Raw genomic sequence first — 7,670 nt, 5'->3', positions numbered from 1 at the left:
CGATATGATCTGCCGTCCATGATTCACAGACTGATTTATGTTGCTCTTAGGACTCCACCCATGCCATCAACCATGCTTTCTATGGCTGAAGCAGAGTGGTAATCAGATTAAATTTTAGCCGCTTCGTGAAAAATGGATTTTATTCTCTTCGATTAATTTTTTTTCACTGGTTTCGTATCAGGCTGAATCAAAAGCTTCTTTAAAGGAGCGTACACAGAATCGTCAGCCTCTCTGAACCCTTTGAGATCAAGGGCTTTTATCACCGGAGAATCAGATGGCAGATTAATCAGAAGATTCTTAATCCTTGTTTTTTCCGTTTGAGGAAGAGATCTTTTTACGGACAAAGCCCATCCAGGAAGCCAGGCACAAGGAGCAAGAATCCTGACAGAATCCGGTTTTATGAAAGCATCTGCCGCGTGAAAAGCAGATTCCCTTATGAAGCCGGCATCAACATCTCCAAGACTAACCGCAATGATTACATTTTCCTGTTTGTTGTCAGCTGCGGTTACAAGCTCAACATCTTTTTCAATATCAACGCCTGCATCAAGAAGTGAAATTTTTGGGGAAAAATATCCTCCGCCTGTATTTTTACCTACAATCATGACTGTTTTGCCCTTAAGCTCTGACAAAGCAGTGACAGGACTGTTTGAGGGAACTATCACAAGCCCTCTGTACTTATCTCCGCCATCCGGGCTTACTCCCACAACGACAGCTTCATGTACGTCCGAGATGCTGTTGTAAATCATGGGATTCTGATAGGCTATTTCAACGTCTCCCTTTCTAATGGAAGCCTCATAATCGGAATTATTCATGGTCATTACCGGAGTAATTTTCCTGCTGCATCCTTTTTCAAGGTATTTAACAAGTGGTTCTGTCATCCGGGCTATTCTTTCAGGATAAAACTGAGGCATCATGGAGAACCTGTATGTATCCTCGGCCTTTAAATTATCAGGCACAACCAGAGCAAGTATTATGAATATGGCAGCAGACAACCATATAAATTTTATCATTAAAATTTTCATATTCATTTCCTTATAATATATTCAAAATACAAAGCTCATTGCGCAAGAGCAGCCCTGACTGAATCATAGGCAGAATCTTTTGCAGATCTCCAAGAGGACAAACCCAACCCAACCATTATTTCATCAAACTCATTCAGACTTTTGGCAGCTTCAAACAAGGCATTCTTAAAGTCCTGTGGCAGTGTTTTCTTCACAGAAAAAGCGTCATTTGGCAGCCATGCCCCTTCTCCAATAACAGATATACTGCCCGGAGGAATGAATTCATCAGCCTTGTGAAAAGCAGACTCCTTGATGAAGCCGGCATCAGCGTCACCTGCGAGCACAGAAAAAATGACATTTTCCTGTTTGTTTTCAACAGCTTCAACAAGAGTGCAATCCTTATCAACTACTATGCCTTCGCCTGAAAGCTTGAGCTTTGGAGAAAGAAAACCGGCAGTGGATGTCTTGCCGACGATACAGACCTTCTTGCCTTTAATATCCGAGAGCATTTTTATTGAACCACCTTTTCTTGCGATCATAAGCCCCCTGACCATTCCTCCGCCCAGATTATCCACAGCGCTTGCAATCACCTCGTGCATAGATGTAACCCTGACATAAACAGTTGGGTTTTCGATTGATATATCTATTTCGCCAGAAAGCAGCGCCTTCTCAAATTCAAAATAATCCCTTGTGATCAGAGGCTCTATCGTCTTTCCTGTTTTTGAGGAAAAATATTTGGCAAGCATAGACATAATTTTCAGGTTTTCCTCGGCCGAATGCCTTGGAATCATTGAAATCTTATATATTTCACCTAATGCTGAACATGGTATTGCTAAAAGAATCATACACAGAATGAGTTTTTTTCTAATATTCATATTATTTTCTCCATGAGATTCTGTCAGGAATTATTCTTTCTGCGTAATCTGACTATTGCCATATTTATCGACTGACGCATCATTTCAAGTGAAGTTGAAAGAGCCTCTATCTCTCCCTTACCCTGGATTTTTATAGGCTCGTTTGTGTTTCCAAGGGCTATCTTCTGGGCAGATCTTGTTAGGCGATGAATTGGAACAACAATGCTTTTTGTTATTACAAAAAGCACAATGGTTCCTGCCGCAGAAAAAACGCCGAGAAGTATAAACACTGGCCAGAAAGCGCCGTTTATTTCTTTTTCAGCATTTTCCTTGAACAGGCCAACATGAACAATACCAAGAGAGTCAGGAATTCTAACAGCGGCATCATGAATCATCCTTCCTCCAGCTTTTATATCCTTAACCGATATATCCGAACCGGTGCTTATTTCATTTTCAGTCAACATATCAATGGGGAATCCGCTCTTTTCAATTTTATCCTTGAATTCCTGGCTGAACTCATCTTTTTTGTTCATTATTCCTGCCACAACAAGATTTTTTTGGTTGAGAACAGCCACGTAAGCCACATCAGGAAAATCAGCGTGCATTGAGGCTGTCTTATTTACAGCCAGATAGTTTCTCAGCATAAGAGGCTGGAGTACGCCTGCGCTGAAAGACCTTGATATGGACTGAGCCCTGAGGCTGATCTGATTTGAAATAATACCAGGCACAAAACCAAGGTAAAGGGAGGCCATCCCAGCTCCTGCAAGCAGAATGAGAACAATAAAGGGAGCAATGATTCTAAACCCTGTGCCTGAAGTAAGGGGAACAGGCTTAAGCTGGCTTATACCCATTGATGATGATTTCATCTTCCTTACATTTTCACCTTCACCGCCACAATCATCCTCTCCAGCCACTGAAAATTTTTCTGTATACTCTGAAAGATCAATAATTTTACTGCATTTACTACATTTCCCCTTGGGTTTTCCGGAAGATAGCCTGTTGACATCTATCTGATAGCGGGCTCCGCAGCCTTCACAGTAAATTAGCATTAATGGCCTCCTTTCAGTTTATCAGTTATTTGATAACACAATCCTGATAGCAAAATTCAGACCACAAATTTTATAGGCTCTGGATTAACCCAATTTTTTTATTCTCTCTCTTGTTTGGGGAAAGGGCTGAATGAGGAAAAAATCAATTATCTCAGCCACTCATTCCAGCCTCAATTTGACAAAATCACATAAAGTCTTATTTCCGTCATTCCTGAGCGGGCCGACACCCAGAACTATCTGAAAATACTAAGATATAGAATCAAGTCCGACATGACACCTGTGCCATTTTTTGATTTTTTGCGAGCCCATCATTTTTTAAAACCTCAATTGAAGCCCTGAGCAGTATATTTATATATTCTGAAAAATTAGCGCATGGCGTAAACTTTTTTTCCAATATGTAAATACTCCTTAAAGAAAATCCGGTATCATTGAAGCCCCTTTTTTAATATGACCAGCATGCCTTCTTGACAACATATATCGTGGTATTGTATTAATGCCAGACACAATAACTGGTATAATTTACATTGTTTTTGCATCACACAAGTCGCTGACAAAATGGGTTTCCGAAAATGACGCACCAATAAGAATCAAAATTTTGAATGTGCCTTTGAATATACAGACTGTTTTTCTTCAACGGGTACGACGCTGACGCAGATAAAGCACAAAAAGGCATTTTTACAGGCGCCCCTTAGAATCATAAATGACCACAGTATTATGGAGATCATCAAATGCGGAGAGCCGTATTCAATCAGAAAGGCGGAGTAGGCAAAACTACTATAACCTGTAATCTTGCGGCAGTTGGTGCTTCACTTGGCAAAAAGATTCTCGTTGTTGATCTTGACCCTCAGTGCAATGCAACCCAGTATCTTCTTGGGAAATCTCCGGAAAGCAAGGACGGCACTCTGTCTGAATACTTCAACGATCTCCTTTATTCATTTTTCGGTTCTAAAAAAGTGGACTCTTATATTGTTGAAACTCCGTTCAAGAATCTCTATCTGATCCAGTCCCATCCCGAACTTGGAGAACTAGAATCAAAGCTTGAGCACAGATATAAAATGTACAAACTAAAAGAAGCACTGGCAAGCCTTGATACATTCGATGATATTTATATGGACACTCCTCCAGCCCTGAATTTTTACAGCAGATCAGCACTTATCGCTGCTGATGCATGCCTGATACCTTTTGACTGTGACGCATTTTCAAGACACGCACTTTACAGTCTCATGGGAAATATTAATGAAATAAGGGCAGACCATAATCCGACTCTAAAAGTTGAAGGCATCATCGCAAATCAATATATGGACAGGGCAAAACTTCCAAAGCAGATTGTGGAAGATCTCCAGACAGAAGGTCATCCTGTATTTGATACAAAACTATCGGTCTCGGTAAAAGTAAGAGAATCACATGAATCATCAAAACCTCTTGTTTTTATGGAGCCCAATCATAAAACAGCGAAGGAATACATAGCTCTTTATTCAGAACTGTCTTGAGCAAAAGACTTACCTTAATCATCTGTTTTAGGTATTACGTTTTCCTTGAATATAAAAAATGGCAAGGTCGCAAAAAGTCCGTTTTATGTTATTTCGGCCTTCGCCGGAATAACATAAATATGAGCTATTGCTATCCTGCCAAAAATAGGGGCTGAATGAAAAAAACAGACAAAAGCTTTGCATTCGCACTTGGCGGTCTTGCCGGCAACAATGCCCATGGAGCTGGTTTTCTTCAAGCTGCAATGGATTTGAATCTTGAGCCGGATCTCATTTCATGCACATCGGGTCAAATTTATTGGGTGCATAAATATCTTAAGGAACGTGAATCACGGAAGGATCTCAGATCCATTCTGGTAGCTGACATTGATGAATCGACTCCATTCAAGAACAACAGCCTTGACCTCATGGCAATGGCTATTTTCGGCAAGGGTGGAGTTTTCAAGCCAGCTTATTTTGAATGTTTGAGCGACTATACCGAAAATCTGAAAAAATTTTTCCTTAAATCGATGAAAACCCCTTCAAATATTAATCCATTACCTGAAGCAATGGCGCTAATTCCGGCAAAAGAGCTTAACCCGGAGTTCCCGGTCGATTTTTTCAAAAGCATCGGCTCAGCTTTCAACAACAGCGAAACAGGCATTGTTTTCAATACTTATGAACCTGTTACAGGGACTGAAACCGTATATCTGAATGACGCTGCTGCTGAAAAAATGCGTGTCAGGTTTGGAGATAAAAACAAATACAGATTAAGAACGAGATATGAAAAAATTTCGGCTGACGCAGTAAAAAAAGGTTTATGGATATATCAGTACGGTTTTGAAGCTGATACGAGGGAAATTGATGGCGCTTACTATAGACAAATTTTATTAAGCGAACTCGTACACTCGGATATTATTTTTGTGGCAAGGCCAATTAACCACAGATGGCTCGGCACTCTTCCGACAAACAAAACCGCCTTGGAAGATCTTAAAACTGAAATCACTTTCAATGGCACGTATGCTGGAGAAAGAGATAAAATACAGCTCATAAATAAGCTTGTAAGCGATGAAGCCCTGAAAGAAAGCAAATACAAACACATTGAACTATCAGAGATTGAGATTAGTACCCAGGAAGGATTTTTTGATTATATTTTCGAGGATCTGAAAATGTTTGATCTTTCACGCTTGCAGTCGAAAACTGCCATAGAAAAAGCAATCGCATCAAAATAAGATAAGTAACGCCAACAAGTAAGACAAGGTCGCAAAAAGTCAGATTTTCGTCATTCCTGCACAGGCCGAGATCCACAAGTATCTGAAAGTAATAGATGCAGGATCAAGTCCGGCATAACGCCGAAGCACTTTTTTGACTTTTTGCGAGACCATCAAGTAAAAAACGCTTCAAAACAGCTTGGGGAAAGTGTATTTCAAGCCATACGAAGCGAAAAGAAGACAATAACACTATCCAGCTTGAGACTTTTATGGACATTAAAACTGTAGAGCCTTTTATACCTTTTGTCATTTCTATACTTGGAATCTGGTTCCTGACTTATGGGACCATCCGTTTTCTGATTCTTCCCCTAATTAAATACAGAAGAATCAAAAAAAATATCATTTCAGGAATGATAGGATATCTTGAATCAGTTGCACCCCAAGATTTGGATGATGAAAAAGATAGCGACAATTTTATACGAGGAATACAGGGATGCAGAAGATTATCGCAGGAACTTGAAAGATTTTACTCCATGGAAATACCTTCATGGTACAGATCCATCCTTAAAGTCCGCGGCGAATTTCCGACTGATGCGGCTGTTCATCTAAAAGGACTTTCCATGTCAAGCGATTATAATCATGCCTGGTGCAGAATAAGAAGAGTGGCAAGGGCGCTCAGGATCGGATGAAAATAAAAATGACAACGTCGCAAAAAGTCCGATTATCCTCATTCCGGCGCAGGCCGGAATCCAGAAGTATTTGAAAATACAAAGACCGGCATGACGCTGGAGCCCTTTTCTGGCTTTTGGGGAGACCATAAACTAATAAATCAGAAACTAAAAATAAAACTGATTATAAACGGGACTGCGAAAGTCAAAAGAACACCACTGAAAACTGACAAGACGCCTGCTTCTGATCCGGAGAATTTTGTTATAACAGGCAAGGTGGTATCCATGGATGTGGCTCCACCGGCTGCAATACCCGCAAGACGACCAAAATATTTTATTATGAAAGGTGCAAAAAGCAGGGTGACAATTTCCCTTGTTAAATTTGAAAGCAGAGCTATCACTCCAAGCGTCTCATTCCTTATCTGCTTGATCAAAATACTTGAGAGGCTATAATATCCAAATCCGGCAACGACACCCATGGATTCCTGAACAGAAATTCCTGTAATCGCAAATGACGCAAGTGCTGCCCCTACAAGGCTGCCTGCAACCACAGAAAAAGGTATTAACAGAATTCTTGGGCTGATATTTTTAAGGGCATCAAAGCATTGCCTGCTTCCGCCCATCCCGGCCCCAACAGCAAAAAGCAGGACATACAAAACATATGTTGAATAGTCGGCTCGGGTAATAAAATCAGGAAGAATAGAAAATATCCCGGAAAGCACACCTGATCCGAAAATAACGATGATTAACAATCCCGCTTTCATAAATCATTCCTTAAAAAAAAGCCGGTCTACAATATAAGAAAAAAATATGCTTCCGCCAAGAGCTCCGAATGTCAGAACAATCGCAATTTTGCCAACTTTTGGAAACGAGCTCAAGACTGTCGAATTAGTTCCCACAGAAAGCCCCATAAGAAAAAGAAGCAGATAGATGGTTACTGACGATACTTTTTCAAAACCGGATAGTATTTTTTCTCTTTCTTTTAAAAAAAATCCGGCTGCAATTCCGGCAACAATAACTAATATAGCCTGTATCATGCATTCTCCATATCATCTAATCCGACAATAGTTCCCACAATCAGCCTCAACCACATGTGGTACAAATAAGCACTCATAATCGAAACAGGGTTATCCGATTTATTCATTGACCTGTCAATTATTTTCAATTGCTGAATCCTCATCGAGTAGGGTGAAGCAGCTGATCAAGTCTGCTTCATCCCTCTCACAGAACCGTGCGTACGGGCCTCGTACACGGCTCTTGTTCATCCTTATCTCGTTGTAAAAAGAGGAAGCACTCCCGTTTGAATTTCATTCATCGCGAACAGTCCGATTTCTTCAAACCATTTGTTGGGCATTGCCCAGTGGCTGAGCTGACATGCCGAGTTCCGCCATGATGTCATTTTGATGCTCTGGAATTCGCCG

The 7,670-nt window shown here is 40.6% G+C and carries 8 protein-coding genes; 3 read left to right on the top strand and 5 right to left on the bottom strand.

Annotation, left to right across the window (positions count from 1 at the left end; all coding sequences use genetic code 11):
- Positions 1–152: 152 nt before the first annotated feature.
- Genes K245_RS0120065 through K245_RS0120055 form a run of 3 tightly spaced genes read right to left on the bottom strand, consistent with a single transcriptional unit; the run spans position 153 to position 2,904 of the window.
- A complete protein-coding gene (locus K245_RS0120065) occupies positions 153–1,022 on the bottom strand; it encodes a phosphate/phosphite/phosphonate ABC transporter substrate-binding protein (protein WP_027360623.1) in 870 nt (289 codons plus the stop codon).
- Between the two features lie 35 nt (positions 1,023–1,057).
- Positions 1,058–1,876 carry a phosphate/phosphite/phosphonate ABC transporter substrate-binding protein gene (locus tag K245_RS0120060; protein WP_027360622.1) on the bottom strand — a complete coding sequence of 273 codons (819 nt, stop codon included), beginning with the start codon at positions 1,874–1,876 and terminating at the stop codon, positions 1,058–1,060.
- A 23-nt stretch (positions 1,877–1,899) separates the two neighbouring features.
- Positions 1,900–2,904: a HAMP domain-containing protein gene (locus tag K245_RS0120055; RefSeq protein ID WP_027360621.1), complete on the bottom strand. Its 1,005-nt coding sequence runs from the start codon at positions 2,902–2,904 to the stop codon at positions 1,900–1,902.
- 728 nt (positions 2,905–3,632) lie between these two features.
- On the opposite strand from K245_RS0120055, the gene K245_RS0120045 reads away from it, so the two are divergent.
- The 3 genes from K245_RS0120045 (at position 3,633) to K245_RS0120035 (ending at position 6,270) form a co-directional block, all read left to right on the top strand.
- Positions 3,633–4,394 (top strand): ParA family protein, encoded by a 762-nt coding sequence (locus K245_RS0120045; RefSeq protein ID WP_027360620.1) that lies wholly within the window; start codon positions 3,633–3,635, stop codon positions 4,392–4,394.
- A gap of 155 nt (positions 4,395–4,549) precedes the next feature.
- A complete protein-coding gene (locus K245_RS0120040) occupies positions 4,550–5,602 on the top strand; it encodes a hypothetical protein (protein WP_027360619.1) in 1,053 nt (350 codons plus the stop codon).
- A 248-nt stretch (positions 5,603–5,850) separates the two neighbouring features.
- Positions 5,851–6,270, top strand: a complete 420-nt coding sequence (locus K245_RS0120035; RefSeq protein WP_027360618.1) for a hypothetical protein — start codon at positions 5,851–5,853, stop codon at positions 6,268–6,270.
- 140 nt (positions 6,271–6,410) lie between these two features.
- Here the strand turns inward: K245_RS0120035 and K245_RS0120030 are convergent, their stop codons facing one another.
- Entirely contained in the window at positions 6,411–7,013 is a 603-nt protein-coding gene (locus K245_RS0120030) for a lysine exporter LysO family protein (protein ID WP_027360617.1), read from the bottom strand.
- Positions 7,014–7,016: 3 nt separating this feature from the next.
- Positions 7,017–7,286 (bottom strand): LysO family transporter, encoded by a 270-nt coding sequence (locus K245_RS0120025; RefSeq protein ID WP_027360616.1) that lies wholly within the window; start codon positions 7,284–7,286, stop codon positions 7,017–7,019.
- Positions 7,287–7,670: the final 384 nt, after the last annotated feature.

The sequence above is a fragment of the Desulforegula conservatrix Mb1Pa genome, from assembly GCF_000426225.1.
Classification (GTDB): Bacteria; Desulfobacterota; Desulfobacteria; order Desulfobacterales; family Desulforegulaceae; genus Desulforegula; species Desulforegula conservatrix.
Note: the sequence above shows the minus strand (reverse complement) of the source record. Positions and strands in the feature narration are given on the sequence as shown.